Origin of the sequence: Leucobacter tardus (assembly GCF_017583045.1) — a bacterium.
In the GTDB taxonomy this organism is placed as follows: domain Bacteria; phylum Actinomycetota; class Actinomycetes; order Actinomycetales; family Microbacteriaceae; genus Leucobacter; species Leucobacter tardus.
The window spans coordinates 1,042,201-1,060,428 of sequence record NZ_JAGFBF010000005.1; the positions used below are offsets into that span (position 1 = coordinate 1,042,201).

15 protein-coding genes and 1 tRNA gene are annotated in these 18,228 nt (G+C 65.1%); 2 read left to right on the forward strand and 14 right to left on the reverse strand.

The window, feature by feature from the left end:
• From J4H85_RS11900 to J4H85_RS11930, 7 genes are all read right to left on the reverse strand, one after another.
• Positions 1 to 1,242, reverse strand: a complete 1,242-nt coding sequence (locus J4H85_RS11900; RefSeq protein WP_208239894.1) for an SAVED domain-containing protein — start codon at positions 1,240 to 1,242, stop codon at positions 1 to 3.
• Positions 1,235 to 2,170, reverse strand: a complete 936-nt coding sequence (locus tag J4H85_RS11905) for an ATP-binding protein (RefSeq protein ID WP_208239896.1) — start codon at positions 2,168 to 2,170, stop codon at positions 1,235 to 1,237. Before J4H85_RS11905 ends, J4H85_RS11900 begins: the two co-directional genes overlap by 8 nt.
• Positions 2,167 to 2,679, reverse strand: a complete 513-nt coding sequence (locus J4H85_RS11910) for an HORMA-1 domain-containing protein (RefSeq protein ID WP_208239899.1) — start codon at positions 2,677 to 2,679, stop codon at positions 2,167 to 2,169. The genes J4H85_RS11905 and J4H85_RS11910 overlap by 4 nt, the downstream gene beginning before the upstream one ends.
• Before the next feature lie 6 nt (positions 2,680 to 2,685).
• Positions 2,686 to 3,645, reverse strand: a complete 960-nt coding sequence (locus J4H85_RS11915) for a CBASS oligonucleotide cyclase (protein ID WP_208239901.1) — start codon at positions 3,643 to 3,645, stop codon at positions 2,686 to 2,688.
• Positions 3,646 to 3,839: 194 nt separating this feature from the next.
• A complete protein-coding gene (locus J4H85_RS11920; RefSeq protein ID WP_208239903.1) occupies positions 3,840 to 4,436 on the reverse strand; it encodes an RloB family protein in 597 nt (198 codons plus the stop codon).
• The gene (locus J4H85_RS11925) at positions 4,436 to 5,782 is read right to left on the reverse strand and encodes an AAA family ATPase (RefSeq protein WP_208239905.1); all 1,347 of its coding nucleotides are present in this window, start codon (positions 5,780 to 5,782) and stop codon (positions 4,436 to 4,438) included. The genes J4H85_RS11920 and J4H85_RS11925 overlap by 1 nt, the downstream gene beginning before the upstream one ends.
• Positions 5,783 to 6,030: 248 nt before the next feature.
• Entirely contained in the window at positions 6,031 to 7,011 is a 981-nt protein-coding gene (locus J4H85_RS11930) for a tyrosine-type recombinase/integrase (protein WP_208239907.1), read from the reverse strand.
• A gap of 6 nt (positions 7,012 to 7,017) precedes the next feature.
• On the opposite strand from J4H85_RS11930, the gene J4H85_RS11935 reads away from it, so the two are divergent.
• Complete coding sequence (locus J4H85_RS11935) at positions 7,018 to 7,887, forward strand: tyrosine-type recombinase/integrase (protein ID WP_208240515.1); 870 nt, start codon at positions 7,018 to 7,020, stop codon at positions 7,885 to 7,887.
• 190 nt (positions 7,888 to 8,077) lie between these two features.
• On the opposite strand, the gene J4H85_RS11940 is transcribed toward J4H85_RS11935, so the two are convergent.
• From J4H85_RS11940 to J4H85_RS11970, 7 genes are all read right to left on the reverse strand, one after another.
• Positions 8,078 to 8,151: transfer RNA gene (locus tag J4H85_RS11940), tRNA-Pro, on the reverse strand.
• Between the two features lie 97 nt (positions 8,152 to 8,248).
• Positions 8,249 to 8,686, reverse strand: a complete 438-nt coding sequence (locus tag J4H85_RS11945; RefSeq protein WP_208239909.1) for a pyridoxamine 5'-phosphate oxidase family protein — start codon at positions 8,684 to 8,686, stop codon at positions 8,249 to 8,251.
• Between the two features lie 4 nt (positions 8,687 to 8,690).
• Positions 8,691 to 9,911 (reverse strand): cysteine desulfurase family protein, encoded by a 1,221-nt coding sequence (locus J4H85_RS11950; protein WP_208239911.1) that lies wholly within the window; start codon positions 9,909 to 9,911, stop codon positions 8,691 to 8,693.
• A complete protein-coding gene (gene nadC / locus J4H85_RS11955; RefSeq protein WP_208239913.1) occupies positions 9,908 to 10,756 on the reverse strand; it encodes a carboxylating nicotinate-nucleotide diphosphorylase in 849 nt (282 codons plus the stop codon). The genes J4H85_RS11950 and nadC overlap by 4 nt, the downstream gene beginning before the upstream one ends.
• The gene (locus J4H85_RS11960) at positions 10,756 to 12,348 is read right to left on the reverse strand and encodes an L-aspartate oxidase (RefSeq protein ID WP_208239915.1); all 1,593 of its coding nucleotides are present in this window, start codon (positions 12,346 to 12,348) and stop codon (positions 10,756 to 10,758) included. Before J4H85_RS11960 ends, nadC begins: the two co-directional genes overlap by 1 nt.
• Positions 12,345 to 13,676 (reverse strand): quinolinate synthase NadA, encoded by a 1,332-nt coding sequence (nadA, locus tag J4H85_RS11965; protein WP_208239917.1) that lies wholly within the window; start codon positions 13,674 to 13,676, stop codon positions 12,345 to 12,347. Before nadA ends, J4H85_RS11960 begins: the two co-directional genes overlap by 4 nt.
• A gap of 53 nt (positions 13,677 to 13,729) precedes the next feature.
• Positions 13,730 to 14,497, reverse strand: a complete 768-nt coding sequence (locus tag J4H85_RS11970) for an NUDIX hydrolase (RefSeq protein ID WP_208239919.1) — start codon at positions 14,495 to 14,497, stop codon at positions 13,730 to 13,732.
• A 243-nt stretch (positions 14,498 to 14,740) separates the two neighbouring features.
• Between J4H85_RS11970 and J4H85_RS11975 the strand changes: the two genes are divergently transcribed.
• Positions 14,741 to 17,956 carry a DUF5979 domain-containing protein gene (locus J4H85_RS11975; RefSeq protein ID WP_208239921.1) on the forward strand — a complete coding sequence of 1,072 codons (3,216 nt, stop codon included), beginning with the start codon at positions 14,741 to 14,743 and terminating at the stop codon, positions 17,954 to 17,956.
• Positions 17,957 to 18,228 lie beyond the last annotated feature (272 nt).

The window sequence follows — 18,228 nt, forward strand, 5'->3', positions numbered from 1 at the left end:
TTAACTTGTGAATGTTGCCGCAGGCACATATAGCGCACTCGAGGTGTCGTACTCGTAGGTTGTGATGCGCGGTAACGTGGCGATGGCTGTTCCGAGCAAGAAGGCGAAGCCTGCTGGTCCTGCAATGAAAATGTGGATCGAATCGATGCCACTCACCTGGGAGCGAACGTTGCGGATCGCGTCAACCGTCAGATGAACGAGAGAAGCCACCTCGTCCGGGACAAGTGGCATGGCTCGTGTGTTACGCCCGGCGGGTGCTCCAATCGATAGGACCGCGCGCCATGCAGGCGAGACCGAGCGGCTCCGGGCGAAGGCTTCCGATACGTCGTCGCTGATGTTGATACAAACAGCGAGAGCGTGAGCAGACGTGTCCCTGTACACGGGTGGGGAGGCTTTCCAACCGCGTTGATCTGCGATCGAGGCGTCAATGGCGTCAGATATTCTCCACAGTGTCGTCGTGTGGCCATCAGGCTGGCGTTGTACCCAGGCAGGGCTCCGACCGTCTCTGCTTGAGTAGGTAGATCCAAGGAGCATGGCTGTCGGCACGGACGGGGTCCCGCTTAGCTGCAGGTCAGTGACAGGCTGCGTGAGCTGCTTCAAAGCCACCGCAATATCGTGCGCTGATTCGGACATAGTTGTCCAGTCTTCGGTGCGCGGGGATGCGTCTTTGAAGTATCTGGTCCAATCAACCGCTAGGTCCACATCTGACGGGGCGGTCATCGTGCCTTTTGCATGGACCACTACCTGCGCAACCGGTGGCGACGGCGTTGCCTCCGCGATCTTCCTGGTCCTTTGCTTCAATGCGGTGTTAGCGATCTGGGAGATATCACTCGTCGAAGCCCACGGCGCAGCCACCTTGGTGAGATTCCAGGTGCTAAGGTCTTCCACACCGAGAACGTCGGCAAAGAGGTCCGAGACGTCGTCGTATTTCAGACGATTGGCAAGAACGATGACGAGCCAGAAGTTGCTATCGCGTCGGTAACGACGAACAGCCTCTGGAACCTCAACGTCCCTAATGATTGGGCTGTCTTTCACATCGGGAGTGAGCCAAAGGATCGCACCGGAGGTCTTGTCGTCATTGAGGACGGCGCGAATTGTTGCCTCGGTTGGCTCATTTGGCAGGTTGTCTACGTCTCTCCAAGTCGCAACACCTCGGTCGTGGAGCGCCTGCACGAGCGCGGTTGTCTCTCGTAGTCGTTTTCTGCGGTACGAGACGAACACGGGGCCGCGCGGATCAGCCATTGTTCGCCCCAAATGGACGCGTGGGCACGAACGAGGCCCCAGCTTCGGTAAGGGCCTCTTCGGAGATAGGCATGTCGTTCCCGTACGCGTTGAGAACGAGGTCAGGCACGAACCGTTGCCTGAGGTCAGAGTAGGTAGCGCCCCACTCTCGTTCAGCGTTGGGTCCAAGCAGTCGTGCAGCTTCGTCGATTGCGATCGGGGCGATACCTGTACCGGTGAGAGCTTGGGTGAGGACATGCGCTCGCTGTTCCTCAGATGGGCGTTCGAAAGCAAATACATGAGCAGCGCGTCGCGCTATGGCGGGATCGAGCGCATCGGACCGGTTAGTGCACAAAATGGTGAGGACGGGGAGTTTGTCTCGGCGAAGAGAGTCAATGGCACGGATGAGTGCGTTGACGCCAGCACGATCCTCGTGGTGCATCTGCGCAAGCTCACGAGACTGTGCAATGGCATCGGCTTCGTCGATGAGGAGGATCGCGGCGCTGCGGATCTTTCCGTTGCTATCGCGTGCTTGGCCAAGCGAGGACCTGACATGCTCGAAAGCTTGGGTGATGAGGGTGCTCATCTCGCCAACAAGGCCTCGCCCGCGCGCGTTCAGGCTGAGAGGGTACAAGGTGAGCATCGGAAGATTCAGGGAGCGGGCAATTGGATCCCCGACTGACTCGGCAAGTTCAGTCTTGCCCGTTCCTACGTCTCCAGCGAGGACGATGAGGGGCGTGCGTTCTTCGACAGCGTGAACGGCGTTGAGGGCGGATCCGTGATGTTTCACGCTCCATCGTTCAAGCACTTCGGGGTTAATCAGGACACTCGCTTCGTTGACCAGTCGTTGTTTGATCTGGTCGATGCCGACGAGGGCGTCAAAACGCTGTAGGGCTGCTGAGTCTGGGTATTCGAGAACGTTGCCGAAGAGTTCGCTGTTGGCGGTCATGATGGGCGGAAAGTCTTTCGTTCGATTGCAACGCCAGCGCTGCTATAGGTTCGGTCGGTATGCCAGTGTCCGCTTCCGTCGCTAGGGAGGTTGCCGGTGCTCCGATTGATCGGGTGTTTTGCTCTAACTGCACTCTGTTCGGTGGAGATGAGATCGAACCATGCTTGGCTGTAGGACATGAAGTTGAAATGTGTCGCACCGGCAACGTTGGCTCGTGCGTAGATTCCGCCGCTGCGGTCATCGGTGCCGCCGACCAGATCTCCGCTTGCGTTGACGCGGTATTGCCAGGAGATGATGCGTTGGTCATTCTTCTTGAATCCGAACTCGTATTCCTTCACGTACCCACCGGCGAGCATCACAATGAGCTCTTCTTGGTAGTTCGCGATCTGTGCTTCGGAGGGCTCGCCATAGAAGTTTCGACATTGGTACATGTCGCTGACGACCTTGGATGCAAGGTGTTTGGCATGGGTAAGTGTGAACGTTTGGCTGGTGGAGTAGGAACTAGTCATTGTCGTTTATCCCTTGAAGGTGGGGCCGAGGAGTTCTTGCCAGTCATCGACCGCGCGACCTTTGGTCGTTGCAAAACGGGCATCGGTAAGAGCGTCATACGCGGACCCAGCTGCGTCGAGAATCTTGTCTCGTCCGAAGCTGTCGTACCGGCTCGCAACGTTGTTCTCTGAGTTCACGGGATCGAGAATCTCAATGGGATCAGATCCGCGAGTCGGGAACGTGGACGTATAGTCGGTAAACGTAATCTGTTTTTCGAGCCCAGTTTTCACAATCCACTCAAAGAAGGTTTCTAGGGCTTTCGGGTAATCGGTAAGCTGCACGCCTTCATCTGCGAGGTGCGCCCAGATTAGCTCGATCATGAAGGACTTGAATTTGAAGTCGGGATCGGTTCGCGTGACGACCTGACGCTTCCACCACTTGGTTATACGGATGAGCTCTAGAAACTCCAGGCCATACGTCTTGCGCCGGTTGGCGATGAAGTCGAGGTGAAGACGTGTACTCGTCTTCAGCCTGTCTCCGGTGTACTTCTTGATGAGATAGCCCACATCGTTGGCTTCGCCTTCATGAAGCACGGGAACAACATCGACGTCGAGGCCAGATCCTAGATAGTGAACAGTGACACAGTGGGTCTGTTCTTCGAACTGATCACGATCCATGTTGGTGGTGGCTTCGTACAGACGATCCGCCAGCCACGGGACGAGTTCTGAATCGTTTTCCGGGGCTTCTGCCGCTTTGACATATACTGCGAGATCGAGATCGTTGACGCTCTTAAGCGCAGTGCTCTTTGCAACGCTCCCGGCGTGGAGGCTCTTGACGAGGCCGTATGCAGGATCGGCGGCGATCTTTGCGGCAAGGCGATCTCGGAGTCCGTTCACCTGACCACGGTGCTTGACCGCATCAGTATGTGGCAGATTGATTCGCTCAGCCGCGAAGGCAGCGATCGGCGCGTGGGTAATTTCTGTCATTACTTCCTCTTGAGTTCTGGTGGTTTATGGCGGGTTCATATGGTGCCGTTTCCGACGGGGCGGACAAAGATGCTCGGGTTGCGATGCCAGGGTATGTTGATGCACCGACATTGATGAACGAACACCCGTAGAGAGACAAGCGCCAAGCTCTTCGCATTCGCCCCTGGTAGCGCATCTCTGTCACGACCATCGGTTCACTCCCCTTGCAACAGATCCACGAGGATCGGCATCGCGGAGGACGGATCGGGTCCTCGACGACCTGAGCGCATCTCAGGGTCGACAGCCCGAGCCGTGCCGCACGCGTCATACACCTGGTGGAACGGGAAGGACTGCGAGAGAATCTTGCCCTTGACGAGGCCCAGTTTGGTGACCACGTCGTCGAGCTGGGCCGAGTTCAGAGCCGAGCGTTTGTCTTCGGCGTGCCATCGTAACCAGGCCTCGAACTTGAGATTCGAGATCAGTAACCAGATCCCCTCTCGTTCAGCAAGCTGAATAGCAGCAGGTAACGTCTGGTGTTCATCGACGTCGACCAAGCACACGCAATCGTCGTACCCCTCTTTGTCGTTTTGCACTGCTTCGTCCCGCTTCTCGACGCACTTCTGGACGACCTTCAACGGATCCTTACCCACAGCAACTCGCTTGACGAAAGCCGTCGCGCCCTTGCTCCGCAAGTGGCGGTTCAATCCCTCGACATACTGGGGCTCGGTGCGAGTTCCTTCCGTAACGACAAGGATGCGCCGCGCATGTTGCCGATGCGGCCTGGTAGGGCGTCGACGCCGTCCGCCCGCCACTATTGCTGCACCTCTCCGGTATCAACGAGCGTGGCGAACAGGCTCGGTGAGAGCCTCGGGGTTCCGCCGTATCGTCCCGTGAGGTAGCGCTTTGCAACGTTGGCGTCGGGGTGCTTGGGAAAGTCGGCCAGGCAGGCCAGCTCGGTCACTCCTTCGTTGGTTTTGTCAGTAAGCCAGATCTGTTCGGGTTCCAGGCGGACTTCGCTCAATGGTGAGAGGACGTAGGACTCGTGGCTGGTGAAGATGAGCTGCGCGTGGTGTGCGTTGACGAGGGCGTCTGCGAACGCGCCGAGGAGCACCTCTAGCAGATGTGGGTGCAGGCTTGCGTCGATTTCATCGACCAAGAGCAGCCCACCTCCACGGAGTGCTTCTAGCGCAGGTACTGCGATCGCGAGCCAGGCGATGGTTCCGTCGCTCTCCTCTTCTACTGAGAATGGGGGGCAGTCGTCAGCGGTTCCCTGGTGGGTGAAGAGAAGACGCCGTACAACCTGTTCGAGTTCCTCGGCTTCAAGTTCCTCTTGCTCTTCGTCTCCATCCTCCTGGCCCTCAGCACTAGCGTCCTTGTCGTCCTCTTCGCGCAAGTCGCGTTCAAACCGACGGACCGCCCGGCGGATCCGTTCCGGAATGTTTGTCTCCTCGATGTCGACCTTCATGACACCGATATCCGCGACCTGAAGCAGCGCTTCGAGGTCAGCGAATGTAACGTCGCCATCTGCCAGCGAGTCCGCGAGGCTCGCCAAACGTGCGGTGCGGTGCGAGTCCTTCACTAGGACCATGTCAAAACTCTCAACCAAGTCACGAGCAAAGGCATGGATTGGTGAGTCTTTCAGCAGGAGCGCGCGGCTGAGGACGAGTTCTCGGGGCGTCACCTCGATCTTGGAGCCAAGGCTCTGATGGAAGGTAAGCACGTTCTCTTCGCGATCGCGCTCCAGCAGGGTGCGCCAACGCGAGCTAGGAACGTCACGTAGCCACTCGCGTTTGATTCCGTCCCGATCGACCTCGAAGCCGTACACGTAACGGCGTCCGTCATGGACAAGATCAAGCTCATAGAGGCTCGTTGAAGTCTGCGAGCTCCCGTCAAGCTTGAACGGTGCCCGCCGCATGGACTTCGCCTCCTGCCACACAGTGGCAGAGTGCCTGACCGCAGTGAAGGCGTAACGGAACGCGTCGAGGACAGCGGACTTACCGGTTGCGTTGCCCCCGAAGATCCCAGCGAGCGGGTAGCTCACCGCACTCCAGTTGCCATCCTTCGGCTGGAGCGTCTTCAGCGCAGGCCGCGTGAGGTCGACCGCGACCTCGTCGCAGATGCTCTTGTGGTTGCGCACGGTGAAGCTCAGCAGGATCATGTAGTCATGATAGCACTGAACAATGTGTATTGTACGTTTTTCGAGCAAACAGGGGTGCTCAGCACGTCTGCTCGGGTCTTAGTGCCTCACTGAGGGCGTGCTCGTGGCCGGTTACATGACCAATCATCGTGACCCGTCGGCCTTGTACGGGCTGCCTCGGCCCGCCGAAGTCGCCTCCTAACTCTCTACAGATGACACCCATCTGTAGAGAGTTAGGAGGGCAAAGAACCGACTGCCCCCAGCCGCCCTCAGCCAGCCTTCCCGAACGCCTGCTCCAGAAACTCTGCTGTGATCGGGTTCACGGTCTCGTTGCGGCGGATGTAGTGCTCACGCGTGATCGAGGGGTCGCTGTGGCCGAGGAGTTCGGAGGCTAGCTGCAGTCCCCCGATCTCGTTGATCGCGGTCGCAGCGGTCCGCCGGAACCTATGCGGGGTCACGTCCGCGACCCCGGCCTTGTCCATCACGTCCCTGAGCTGCCTGCGGACGTTGTTGGTCGTGTGTGGCGTCCCGACGCGGGTCGCGAACAGCAGTGCGTCCGGGTGCGTGAAGCGGATCTTCTTGAGGCGCGCCTTGATCGCCCGTAGCGCGAATCCAGGAAGCGCGACTCGGCGAACAGAGCGGGCCGTCTTGGGGTGATCTTGTCGATGGGTGGGCGCACCTTTGCGGCTCACGATCGTTCCCGAGATCCGCACGGATGGGATCGGAGCGTCCAGGTCGAGGTCTCTCAGTCGGATCGCGAGGAGCTCTCCGATGCGGGCGGAGGTTCCGAGCATGACTTCGACGATCTGCCCGAGTTGCCCGTCGGGTTTCGGGCCTCCACTGATCGGGCGCTGCTCCCACGCACTGATGCCAGTGCGGATGGCTTTGAGCTCATCCCAGGTGAACACGTCCGGGGTGCGTGCGGGGCGGCGGAGCCGGGAGACGTGATCCATCGGGTTGCGCGGGATGATCTCGTTGCGTACCGCGAGCGAGAGGGCGAGTCGAAGAACGACTCGGGCTTGGCGCGCGCGGTTGTAGCTCTTCTTCGCGAGTTGTTTGAGGAAGTAGTCGCAACGGGCCACACCGATCTCGCGAAGTGTGACCTCTTTGAAGAACGGCAGGACAAGGGTGCGCATGTTCCGCTCGTACAGCAGCCTGGTCTTCGCCGTGTTCTCCGTCGCCACACCCAGATCACCGTCGACGGCTACAAGCTCGGTCTTAGCCTCCGCGTACTCCCCGCGCTGGGACATTCGCCGTTGTCGCAGATCAAGGCCGGGATGATCGACCGCACCATCGACCAGTGGGAGACCCAGCACTCCGCGTCAACAGTCAAGAACACCATCGCACCCCTCGTCCGCGTTCTCGATGAAGCCGTCCGCGACGACCTCCTACCCACCAACCCCGCCCGCAACCGCTCCCGGCGCTCTCTCGGTAAATCAGCCCTCGATCTCAAAGATAACGACCTCTCGCCACGCGTGCACGCGCTCAAAGACCTCGCGACCCTCACGACTCTGGCGGATGGATGCGGAGAGGTGCATCAGAGCTATTCCGACTTCGTCATGCTCGGCGCCCTCCTCGCCGCGCGAGGCTCCGAAATCTCAGGCCTCCAAGTCGGCGACATCGACTGGGATCAACGCATCGTCACGATCCGCCGCCAGACCTACCCCGGCGCTGGCGGCCTCGTCACCAAACAAACCAAGGGCCGCGACATCCGCCACGTCCCCATCCTGCAAGCCCCAATACCCGCACTGGAACGCCTCACCCGCGACCGTGAGTCCGACGAGCGGCTCCTGACCGGTCCCCGCGTTGGGGTGCTCACCACAGCGTCCGTGCGGGATGCGACGAAGTGGGATCAGCTCGTCACCGAGCTTGAGCTACCCAGCCTCACCCGGCACGGACTCCGTCAAACCGGAGCGACCTGGCTCGCCAACGCAGGCATCCCGCTCCATGTTCTCCAAGGCATCCTCGGCCACAAATCGAACGAGACGACCCGCGGCTACCTCCACCCCGACAGCAGGCACCTCACCAACGCTGCCGCACGCGCCAACGCGTTCCTCGACGGACACGAAAACTCCGAGCGCGAGAGCCCCGCAACGTTCAGTCGAGCGACGCCACCTCGGCGCTGAAAAGGCTGCCGATCACAGCCTATAACGGGCTCCAGGTCCCGGACAGGTCCCGGCTCGTCGCAACGGTCGCAATCGACGCGTCCCGGAAGGCATTAGCACCCGCGGGCGGATGCTTCCAAAAACCCTCCGAAAAGAACAGCAGAAACGACGAAGCCCAGGTGAGAAACCTGCTCTCACCTGGGCTTTTTTGTCGGGCTGACAGGATTTGAACCTGCGACCCCTTGACCCCCAGTCAAGTGCGCTACCAAGCTGCGCCACAGCCCGCGATGCTTCGAAAACGTCTCGAGGCAACCCCTCCATATTAGTCACATTTCGAGGCCCGCGCGAATCCGGGTCGCGGCACGGAGATTCGCAAAGAGAATCAGTACGGCTGCACCTCGAAGAGGTTCGGTTCGGGGCCGCGCTCGAACTGGCGGCCCGTCACCTCGGTGGCCGTGATCCGCACGAAGTTCGTCTTCAGTGTCGGCACCATCGGGCGGAGCGGCAGCTGCTCGACCTCGGCAACCTCCGCGTCCGACTCAAGGCGCTGAGCCGTGCCGCGCACCACCACGCTCCACGCTTCCAACGCGTCGTAATCGTCGACCTCGAACAGCACCCGCTCGTTGATGGTGAGTTCCGCGAGCTTGCCGCCCTCCGCCGTGCGGAACACGATCGACTCCCCATCCACCACGTAGTTCACTGGGAAGATGTCGACCACGTCACCCACGCGCGTCACGATGCGACCGAGATGCTGCGATCGCAATCGCTCCCAGCTCACCGCTGCGTCCAGATGTGCGACCGGCCCCTGTGCGTCTCCCATGCCCTCATTCTCGCTCAGAACGAGCGGGAAGCACAGAGGCACCCACCTCGCGCACGACCACCTCGACGAGGCGATCCAGCAGAGTCACTGGCAGCGGTGCAGGCAGCGAGAACCGGATCGCCGTCCGTGCAAGTTCAGGTGGGACGCCGACCGCGAGCAGCACCGGCGACGGCTCATCGGATCCGGCAGCGCAGGCCGACCCCGACGACACTGCGAAGCCCGACGCGTCGAGCGCCACCAGCACCGACTCCCCACTCACACTGTCAATGACGAACGAGGCGTGCCCCGGCAGCCGCTCGGACGGGTCCCCCGTCAGCCGCGCACCAGGAACCCGATCAGCCACCCGAACGACCAGCGCGTCACGACTCGCCGCCAGCGCAACAGCCCGCGTTCCCACACCCTCCCGATGCAGGGCGGTGACGGCCGCAGCGAACCCGGCGATGCCGGCAACGTTCTCGGTGCCCGAGCGGGCCCCGCGCTCCTGACCGCCACCGTGCAGCAACGGTTCGATCGGGATCCCGGCGCACACCACCAGCGCCCCCACCCCCTGGGGGCCGCCGAACTTGTGCGAGGCCACCGACATGAGGTCGACGCCCGCACCCGGCCAGCCAAGAGCACCGAGCGACACCGGCAACGAGGCTGCCGCCTGCACGGCATCCGTGTGCAGCAGCGGCCGACCGCCACCTGCAGTACCCGATCCCGCAAACCGCTCATCGAGTGCCGCACCGATCTCCGCCACCGGCTGCACGGTCCCGATCTCGGCGTTCGCGAGCCCGATGGACACGAGCGTCGTGTCGGGGCGCACCAGCGACATCACACCACCAACCGTGACGCGGCCTCGGTCATTGACCGGCGCGAACGCTACTTCGAACCCGTGCACCCGCTCAAGAAAGCGGCACGACTCCAGCACCGATAGGTGTTCCAGAGGCGTAGTCACAATGTGGCGACCCCGGGGGCTCGCCAGTGCGGCCCCGATCAGCGCGAGATTGTTGGCCTCGGTGCCACCGGAGGTGAAGACGATCTCACCCGGACGCACGCCGAGCGCTGCGGCGAGCGCCGCACGGGACTCGTCAACGACAGACCGCGCCCGGTGCCCGAAGGAGTGCACGCTCGACGCGTTGCCCGGCCCGGCGTCCCAGACGGCGAGCATTGCCGTGCGTGCTTCTGGCCGCAATGGTGCCGTCGCCGAGGCATCGAGATACCCCGAGAAGGTCTCATCACTCACACCGCATCGAGCCCCAGGTCGAGGGCGCGCGCGCCGTGCGTCAGCCGACCCACCGAGATCACGTCGACACCGGTGCGGGCGATCGCGCCGACGGTGTCGAGCGAGACACCTCCGCTCGCCTCGCACACCGCGCGGCCGCCAACGCGGCGCACACCCTCCGCGAGATCGTCGAGCGAGAAGTTGTCGAGCAGCACGCCCGTCACCCCCGCCTCGAGCACCGGATCGATCTGGTCGAGGCGATCCACCTCGACGATGATCGCGGTCGTGTGACCGGCCCGTTCGCGCAGATCACGGAGCGCCGCGCGTGTCGTTGCCGCGTCGACGGCGCCGAGCGCCGCGAGGTGGTTGTCCTTCACCATGATGGCGTCGGAGAGCCCGAACCGGTGACTCGAACCTCCGCCCGCGCGCACGGCGTGCTTCTCGAACGCGCGCAACCCCGGCGTCGTCTTCCGGGTGTCCGCGATGCGGGCCGCGGTCCCCTCGACGGCAGCGACGTAGGCGGCGGTCAGCGTCGCGATGCCGCTCAGACGTTGGGTGAAGTTCAGGGCGACCCGCTCCCCGGTGAGCACGCCGCGGGCGGGTCCCGAGATTTCGGCGAGCACATCGCCAGCGTCGAACGCGAACCCCTCGGCGGCGAGCGCAGATACCTCGATCCGCGGGTCGGTGAGGGTGAAGGCGGCGCGCAGCACCTCCCTGCCGGCGAACTTTCCGCCCTCGCGCGCGACGAGTCGGGTCGACAGCACGGCATCGGCGGGAATCGCGAGCTCAGCAGTCACATCACCCCACGGGGCGTCTTCGACGAGCGCGGCGCGCACCCCGGTCTCGATCAGGTGCGGGGTGAGCATCAGCGGGCTCCTTCGGTCGCAAACGGGGTGGAGTGTTGCAGCGACGCAGCGGGATCCGGCGCGATCACCGGCAGGATCGCCGCCCGGCGCGCTTGCACCGCGTCGGTGTCGGGAAAGCCGTCGCGCTGGTGGGCACCGCGGGACTCGGTGCGGGCGGCGGTCGCGGCGTCGATGAGCGTCTCGAGTGCTGGGGCGGCGCCGGGCACCACGATGGTCTGTGCGCCCTGCAGCAGGTCGAGCATGCTGCGCCCGCGGAACGACCAGTCACCGCACGACGCCGCTGCCGCAGCCCCGGCCCGCGCACCGAACACGAGCCCCTCGACCAACGAGTTCGATGCGAGACGATTAGCGCCGTGAACACCGGTGGCAGCCGCCTCGCCCGCGGCGAAGAGTCGGGGCACGCTCGTGCGCCCGTCGAGGTCGGTGGCGATGCCGCCCATCGTGTAGTGCGCGGCGGGCGCGACCGGGATCGGCTCACGCGCCCACGCGACACCCGCACCGGTCACCGCGGCGTCGATCGACGGGAACCGGCGAGCCAGGGCACCCGCTCCCCCGTCGCGCTCGATGCCGGTCGCGTCGAGCCACACGCACGGCTCCCCGCGCTCCCGCATCACGCGGTCGATGTGACGCGAGACCACGTCGCGTGGTGCAAGCTCGGCCCTCGGGTGGGCGTCGCGCATGAACCGCGACCCGGCACCGTCGCGCAGCACCGCGCCTGCCCCGCGCACCGCCTCGGAGATGAGGAACGCCGAGGCGCCGTCGGGCGCCACGAGGGCAGTCGGGTGAAACTGCACGAACTCGAGGTCGGCGAGCAGCGCCCCGGCGCGGGCCGCGAGCGCGACCCCCTGCCCGCGCGCACCCGCGTGGTTCGAGGTGCGTGGATACAGCGCCGCGTAGCCTCCGGTCGCGATGATGACGGCGTCGGCAGCGATCACATCCCCGGCACTGTCACCCGAACACCGCACCCCGACGATCGCGCCGTCGCGCACGGCGAGCTCGGTGACGCGGGTGCGTTCGCGCACCTCGACGCGCCCCGCTCGCACGAGCGCGGAAACGGCGTCGCGCAGGAACCGGTCGAGCACGGCACCCGTGCGGTCGCCGCCGGCGTGCACGATGCGGGGGTGCCCGTGCGCAGCCTCGAGTCCGCGGGCAGGAGCGCCCACAGCGTCGCGGTCCACCGGGAAGCCCGCAGCGATCAACGCACGCACCGCGTCCACCCCGTCAGCCACAAGCTGCCGCGCCGCCTCGGCGTCGACGAGTCCGTGCCCGGCGGCGACGGTGTCGGCGAGGTGGGCGGTGACGGAGTCACCGGGGCCGATGGCGGCCGCGATGCCGCCCTGTGCACGAACGGTGTTGGCGGCGCGATCGGCGGCCGGTACTTCGCCGCCCAAACCGAACACATCGCCCGTCACGAGCACCACGTCAGCATCGGCGGCGACGGCGGCACGCACCGCCGACAGCCCGGCGACCCCCGACCCGACGACGCACACCACCGGCGCACCCGCGGCGCCAGGCGCACCCGCGGCACCAGGCGCACCCAAGACACCAGGCGCACCCGCAGCGCCAGGCGCACCCCACGCACCTGCACTCATGGGCGTGCGGCGAGCATGCGCTCGAGCGCGACTCGTGAGGCGTCGGCGACCGCGGGGTCGACGGTGATTCGGTTGGGCGTCTCACCGGCGAGCAGCGACTCGAGGGTCCAGGCGAGGTAGGCGGGGTGAATGCGGTACATCGTCGAGCACGGGCACACGACCGGATCGAGGCAGAAGATCGTGAGGTCGGGGTGCTCGTCGGCGAGACGGTTCACGAGGTTGATCTCGGTGCCGATGGCGATGACGTCGCCGGGCGATGCCTCCTCGATCGCGCGGCGGATCACTTCGGTCGATCCGTTCGCATCCGCCGCCTCGACGACCGCGGCCGGGCACTCCGGGTGCACGATGACCCGCACACCCGGGTACTCGGCGCGCGCCTGCTCGATCTGTGCGACGGTGAACCGTTTGTGCACCGAGCAGAACCCGTTCCAGAGGATCACTTGCGCGTGCTCGAGCTGCTCCACGGTGTTGCCGCCGAGCGGCAGGTGCGGCCGCCAGAGCGGCATCTCATCCTCGGTGATCCCCATGGCCTTCGCGGTGTTGCGGCCGAGGTGCTGATCCGGAAAGAAGACGACCCGCTGCCCCCGCACAAACGCCCACTCGAGCACCGTTCGCGCGTTCGACGAGGTGCAGACGATGCCGCCGTTGCGGCCGCAGAACGCTTTGATCGCGGCCGACGAGTTCATGTAGGTGACCGGGATCACGGGCTGCCGACCGTCGGTGTCGGGTTCCGTGCCGAGCGTATCGGTGAGCTGCCGCCAGCACTCCTCCACCTGGTCGATGGTCGCCATGTCGGCCATCGAGCACCCGGCGGCGAGGTTCGGCAGGATGACCGCTTGATCCTCACCCGAGAGGATGTCGGCGGTCTCCGCCATGAAGTGCACGCCGCAGAACACGAACGCCTCGGCTTCGGGGTGCTGCTTCGCCGCCTGCGCGAGCATGAACGAGTCGCCCACGAAGTCGGCGTGCCGCACGACCTCATCACGCTGGTAGAAGTGACCGAGGATCGCCACCCGATCGCCGAGCTCCGCTTTCGCGGCGATGATGCGCGCCTCCAGTTCCGCCTCTGAGGCGCGCGTGTACGACTCGGGCAGCGGCCCCTGGCGCGGGGAGGTACGCGGGGCGCGATCCTCGACGGACGCGCCCGGCCCGTAGCCCGGATCCTGATCAATCGCCCACGGATCGCGCGCGAGGCCGCTGTCGCAGCTGCTCACGCCGGTCGCGCGGAGGGCGATGGGGCGCCGCGAGCCACGCGCCGATCGCTCGGGGGCCGCGCGCTCGGCTTCGCGGGTCGCGGCGGTCGTGATGAGTTCGTGCACGCTCGTCATTGCTGCATGCTCCTCTGGGATGGAAGGGAAAAACGGTTGGGGTGGGGTGCGGATCAGCGCTCGCGGAACCGGTACAGCTTCGCCGGCCGGTGTCGCGTGCCGGTTTCGACGTCGCCGGTGTCGACGAGGTGGCCTTGCGCGAGCGCCTGCCTGCGAAAGTTCGCGGGGTCGACCTCGGTGCCGAGAATTGCCTCGTGCACTCGGCGCAGCTGCGCAAGGGTGAAGGTGCCGCCGAGAAAGCGGTGGGCGACGGCGGCGTACTCGGTCTTCATGCGCAGACGCCAGAGCGCGTACTCGACGATGTCGGCGTGATCGAATGCGAGCTCGGGCAGGCGATCGGCAGAGAACCAGGCGATGTTCTCGGGCTCGACGGGCGGGTCTGCCGGTGCGACGAGATCGTTCTCGCCGTAGAGCGCCCAGTAGGCGATCGTGACGAGCCGTTGCCCGCGGCCCGACCGCTCCACGTCACCGAACGCGTAGAGCTGTTCGAGGTACCCGGGGCTCGCGCCGACCGTGGCGCGGAGGGTGCGTTCGGCGCTCTCGGCGAGCGTCTCATCCCACGGGATCGGCCCGCCGGGCAGCGCCCACACGCCGGCGAAGGGCTCGCGGGTGCGACGCACGAGCGGCAGCCACGGCGTGCCCTCGGCGGCTTCGCCCGCGTCAGTGGCACCGGCTCCGGCGCCCCCGCCCGCGGGCCCGGTGTCGCCCGAATCCCCGAGTTCGGCACCCTCGGGCGCCCCGAGCGCGAACGCGACGGCGGAGACGGCGATCGCCGGCGGCGCCGTGCGGCGCTCGCTGGCACTCAGCCTTGAATAGTCCATCGCTGTGCGTTCCGTCCACTGATCGATTCGACTTATAGTCATCGTGACTCTATCAAGGTTTTCCGGAAACACCAGTCCTCTGACGACGCGGAATCGATCCGGCGACGGACGCAACGAAATCTGCGCGGATAACTGCATCACATGGCGCGGATTTCACCCTCTTCTTCTCTGGTGGCGGTGCGGGCTCGACTCCGAGCAGCCGCACCGCCGAGAGCGCATTGAAGGCACAGAGGGGAACACCAGTTGAAATTCCGCAAGGAAGGCTCGTCGCAGTCGAGCCGAAAGGGTCTCAGGGCACTGGGCGCGGCGCTCGCCGGCCTGCTCGCCGTGACCGGCATCATCGCGGCACCCGCCGCAGCACTCGCCGCGCCAGACGCGAGCCAGGTCCGGATCGACGACGTCTCGTTCGAGAACGACACGTTCAACGACTGGGAGCGTCAGCGCCTCACCGTCGAGTGGAGCATTCCGGCCGAGGCCGTGGCTCCCGTCTCCCTGACACTCCCCCTGCCCGAGGAGCTGCACGGCCGCTCGGACACGTTCCCCATGATGGGGCCCGACGATCAAGTCGCGGGCGAGTGCGTGGTCACTGAGACCGCCATCACCTGCACCGTCGACGACGCCTTCATCGAGGCGAACCCCTACGAAGTCTCCGGCAGCTTCTTCATCGGCGTGGAGACGCGCCTCGACACCCGCGAGACGGTCGACAAGACCTTCGTCTTCGGCGATGTCACCACGAATGTGACGGTGAACCCGAGCCCCAACTGGTGCGACGAGAACTGCGAGTTCGGCGACTTCTGGGGCGGCAAGTACGGCTGGTACAACAAGGCCGATGACACCATCGAGTGGACGGTGCAGGTGCCCGCAGGCGAGAACGGTATCGCCGCCGGTCAGGAGATTGTGGTCACCGACCTGCTCGACGAGGAGGACTACGAACTCCTGGTCGACGGCACCTACCCGCGCGTGCTCGAGACGAGCACGCTGCAGTACGACCGCTGGGGTCGCGAGGGCGTCTCCGGCTGGCAGGTGCGCACCGACGGCGTCGAGTGGAGCAACGGCGATCTGACGGCGACGTTCGACTCGCGCGAGGGTCGCGGATCCGACTGGAGCAACGACATCGAGCCGCCGACCCAGGGCGCCCAGCGCGGCGTCGACGGCAGCTTCTACATCGTGCAGTGGAAGGTGAAGGCGCTCACGGGCGGCGAACTGCAGGCGAACGGTGACCGCGTCTTCCGCAACTCCGCCGAGTGGAGTATCGACGGCAACGCCTCGAACCCCACCGGTGGCAGCGCCACCCGCTACACCAGCGGCGGCACCGTGATGAGCGCGAACTACGGCCGGTTCGCGGTCACGAAAGAGCTGACCGGCGACACCACGCTGAACCCCGAGTTCACCGTGAACTACACCGTGACCGAGCCCGGGCAGGAGCCGGCGGATCGATCATTCACCGTCCGCTCCGGCGAGACGTTCACGAGCCCCGAGTTCTTTCGCGGATCCGTGGTCGAACTCACTGAGGCGACGCCCACCGACCCCGAGAACGTGGACTGGGCCGAACCGGTGTTCCTCGATGCCTCGGGTGAGCCGGCGGAGACCCTGACGTTCGCACCCGGCGGTAACGGCACGCTCGGCGCGCTGACCGAGATCCGTCTCGTGAACGATGCCCAGCTGCAGACCGGCTCATTCTCCGCGCAGAAGTCGGTCGTCAACACGGACGACGTGCCCCTGGCCGACGACCTCACGTTCGCCCTCGACTACAGCTACCCGGCCGACGCCGAGAAGGGATTCGGTGCCGGCAGTGGCACGCTCGAGCTGCCCATCTCGGGCGACGTCGTCACGAGCGGCGACCTGCCCGTCGGTGCCGAGGTGACGCTCACCGAGGCGAACCTGCCGAACGTGCCGGGCGCGACGTGGGGCGACCCGATCATCGACCCGACCACGCTCACCATCGGCGAGACGGACGAGCCGATCACGGCGCAGGTCACCAACACCATCACGCAGGACACCGGCGGCTTCTCCGTCACCAAGTCCGTGTCGGGCGACGGAACGGGCCTCGTGCCCGACGACGCCGTGTTCACGGTGGCCTACGCGTACCCCGAGATCAACGGGTTCCCGGCCGGCAGCGGCGAGATCTCCTTCGGCGCCGGCGAGACCGGAACCGTGGACGGTCTTCCCGCCGGAGCAACCGTCACCCTCGCCGAGCTCGAGGTCACCGACCCCGAGGGCGGCACCTGGGGCGATCCCGCATTCAGCGAGAGCACGTTCACGGTCGCGAAGGACACGGTGGTGTCGATCGACCTCGACAACCCGATCTCGTGGAACAACGGCGACTTCTCCGTGCTGAAGCAGGTGTCGGGTGACGGTGCGGACCTGGTGCCGGCTGACGCGGCGTTCACGGTCGACTACACCTACACCCTGCCCGACGCGCTCGGAGCGGACCCCGCGACCGGTTCGGGCTCGCTCACCGTGCTGAACAACGGTGAGACCGTGACGAGCGATCCGCTGCCGTACGGCACCCAGGTCGAGGTCACCGAGGCCACCCCGGTCAACACACCGGGCGGCACGTGGACGGATGCGACCTTCGACCAGGCGAGCTTCACCATCGGCGACGAAACGACGCTCGCCGTCACGCTGACCAATGCGATCGAGCGCGACCTCGGCGGCTTCGCCGTCACCAAGTCGGTCTCGGGCACCGGTGCCGGCCTCGTCGCCGCCGACACCGAGTTCACCGTGAACTACTCCTACCCCGCGGGTGAGTGGTACGACGCCGGCGAAGGCACGCTCACGGTGAAGAACGGCGAGACCGCAACGGTCGAGGGAATCCCGGCGAGCGCCGTGGTGACCCTGACCGAAGCCGATCCCGAAGATCCGACGAACGGTCATTGGGTCTCGTCCTCCTTCACCTCGGGCAACATCGCGGTGATCGAGAAGAACGGTGTCGCCGGTGTCAAGCTCGAGAACGTGGTCGCACTCGGCGAGGGTGGCTTCACCGTGCAGAAGTCGATCGCGGGCTCGGGTGCCGACCTCGTCGATCCGGGTGCGACCTTCGTCGTCGATTACGCCTATGACGCGGGGATCGGGTTCGAGGCCGGATCCGGTCAGATCACCGTGACCGCCGACGGCACCCCGGTCGGCGTCACGGGGCTCCCCGCGGGTGCCGAGGTGCGGCTCTCCGAGGAGATCCCGACCGGGATCGCCGGCGGGCGATGGACCTCTGCCGCGTTCTCCGACGACGTGATCGTCGTGGGCCAGGCGGAGACCGCTGAGGTGTCGCTGACGAACACCATCGATCCGGTGTCACCCGGCACCCCGGAGAAGCCGGGAGAGCCTGGCGATCGTCCGGGCGGTGGTCTCGTGAACACGGGAGCCGCATCGCTTCTGTGGATCGGCGTCGCCGCGGCACTCGCAGCGCTCGGAGGCGCACTCGTGTGGCGGGCACGCCGCCGCACGGCGGACGCGGGCTAAACGCACGCGCACCTCAGGGCCCGCGGTCCGGCATCGTGTCGGACCGCGGGCCCTGTCGCGTCTCGCCCTGCATCAGAAAAAGATTCACGAACCGCGTCACACGAGCGCATCTACCTGATCATATATAAGGAAACTTTGCCCTTCTGTCTCGCAAATCTCTCGTTCATCTCGGTTTTCTGAACGAGAGCACCATGTGTTTCTTTCCCAGCTGAAATGTGTCTATGCTGGCTGCGGAAAGAGGGGCTCGGACGTGCGTATCAGTCGTCGGATCT

What these genes read in the sequence shown, in the direction of transcription:
- J4H85_RS11900 (WP_208239894.1), bottom strand. Translation starts at nt 1,242, where the DNA reads ATGGCTGATCCGCGCGGCCCCGTGTTCGTCTCGTACCGCAGAAAACGA.
- J4H85_RS11905 (WP_208239896.1), bottom strand. Translation starts at nt 2,170, where the DNA reads ATGACCGCCAACAGCGAACTCTTCGGCAACGTTCTCGAATACCCAGAC.
- J4H85_RS11910 (WP_208239899.1), bottom strand. Translation starts at nt 2,679, where the DNA reads ATGACTAGTTCCTACTCCACCAGCCAAACGTTCACACTTACCCATGCC.
- J4H85_RS11915 (WP_208239901.1), bottom strand. Translation starts at nt 3,645, where the DNA reads ATGACAGAAATTACCCACGCGCCGATCGCTGCCTTCGCGGCTGAGCGA.
- J4H85_RS11925 (WP_208239905.1), bottom strand. Translation starts at nt 5,782, where the DNA reads ATGATCCTGCTGAGCTTCACCGTGCGCAACCACAAGAGCATCTGCGAC.
- J4H85_RS11930 (WP_208239907.1), bottom strand. Translation starts at nt 7,011, where the DNA reads ATGTCCCAGCGCGGGGAGTACGCGGAGGCTAAGACCGAGCTTGTAGCC.
- J4H85_RS11945 (WP_208239909.1), bottom strand. Translation starts at nt 8,686, where the DNA reads ATGGGAGACGCACAGGGGCCGGTCGCACATCTGGACGCAGCGGTGAGC.
- nadC (WP_208239913.1), bottom strand. Translation starts at nt 10,756, where the DNA reads ATGCTCACCCCGCACCTGATCGAGACCGGGGTGCGCGCCGCGCTCGTC.
- J4H85_RS11960 (WP_208239915.1), bottom strand. Translation starts at nt 12,348, where the DNA reads ATGAGTGCAGGTGCGTGGGGTGCGCCTGGCGCTGCGGGTGCGCCTGGT.
- nadA (WP_208239917.1), bottom strand. Translation starts at nt 13,676, where the DNA reads ATGACGAGCGTGCACGAACTCATCACGACCGCCGCGACCCGCGAAGCC.
- J4H85_RS11970 (WP_208239919.1), bottom strand. Translation starts at nt 14,497, where the DNA reads ATGGACTATTCAAGGCTGAGTGCCAGCGAGCGCCGCACGGCGCCGCCG.